Here is a 1,496-nt window from a genome sequence, read left to right on the forward strand (position 1 = left end):
TCGGAGGATAGATCCATAAACAGACTGACGAAGCCCAACGCCCAGACCGTGCGCGGAATACGAAGACGCTCAGCATTGGTGTCCGGACTTTCGCTACTCATATTTTCATCCTTTCCGCCCACTGAGACTTTCGCTCTGAATGAAGATTGCAGATCCTGGAGGGCGAAATGAAGAATAGTTTTATTGGTCTTGGGCTGATGGTTGTACCAGCTGTGGGGCTACCAAAGGCGGACACCTTTAGCGGGGCGCGATCCACTGTTGGGGATCACGGCATTGGCCTGCTTGAGTGTGGTGTCCACGCTCGAATCAGGGATTTGTTTCGTCGCGAGATTTCCTGCGAGATTTAAATGGGCCTGAATTCAATCAAGTGGAGTCAGGGTACGGGGAGCGAATGTGGGGCATCGGCGCCCACATTAAACACCCCGAAATACTCGACACCTGCACCTACAATGGCGGCGACCACACTGGCAGCAGTCAACGTTTTGATTGGTCCTTTCATGTCAGTCCCTTAGAACCACATGCGAATACCGGCTACAAAGCGAGCCTCGTTGGTGTCGTTCCCTTCATCGCTGGCCAGGTCGGCGGTCTTGCCGTAGGAGCGATTCCAGGTAACACCGATATAAGGGGCAAACTCACGAACAATTTCATAGCGTAACCGCAAGCCCACTTCGGTATTGGCTAATCCAGAGCCAATGCCGCGCTGCGGGTCGTTTTTTCCATAAAAGTTCACTTCGGCGGTCGGCTGCAAGATCAAGCGGTTGGTGAGCAGAATGTCGTAATCACCTTCCAGTCGAGCGGCGGTCTGGCCGTTCTCGCCGATGAACGCGGTTGCTTCAGTTTCGAAGTTGTAGAGGGCCATGCCCTGGATCCCAACAGCCCCCCACGTCTGCGGTGAACCGGGTTTGAAGTCCTGGCGCACACCGGTGACAACATCCCACCATGGACCGATGGAGTGGCCCCAAAGCGCCTGGAGTTCGGCATCTTCCGTCACACCATTAGTACGCTCACCTTCCGAGCGTAGCCACAAGCGATCGACGTCTCCACCGATCCAACCTTTGGCATCCCAACTCAGAGCGCTGCCGTTATCCGCGTCTTGGTATTCAAATTTATCCAGGAGGACGAAAGAGTTGAGTTTCTTGTCATGAACGCCGTGACCTGCGACAGGCGGAAAGGCGGCCTTACGATCAGCATCGGTCAATACAGGAATGGGCGTCCGACTCATGGTGGTTGCCCCAGCATCCATATTCATGGTGCTGTGATCCATGCCCTCCATTTGGCCTTGGTCCATGTTTATATTGCCGTGATCCATTGCCCCCATGCTGCTATGGTCCATGGTTCCCATCGAACCGTGATCCATCTTGGAGTGATCCATCTCTTCAGCTGCGGTAGCGATACCAACAAACACAGAGCTGACTGAAACCGTCAACGCCATCAGGGTCGGACGTAAAAGCTTAAGGGTCATGGTCTCAATCCGCTTTTTTAGTGTTTGGGTTGGG

1 protein-coding gene is annotated in these 1,496 nt (G+C 54.0%); it reads right to left on the reverse strand.

The window, feature by feature from the left end:
- Positions 1-508: 508 nt before the first annotated feature.
- Positions 509-1,471: a copper resistance protein B gene (locus GPL81_RS30900; protein WP_425502635.1), complete on the reverse strand. Its 963-nt coding sequence runs from the start codon at positions 1,469-1,471 to the stop codon at positions 509-511.
- Positions 1,472-1,496: the final 25 nt, after the last annotated feature.

Source organism: Pseudomonas izuensis (assembly GCF_009861505.1).
Lineage (GTDB): Bacteria > Pseudomonadota > Gammaproteobacteria > Pseudomonadales > Pseudomonadaceae > Aquipseudomonas > Aquipseudomonas izuensis.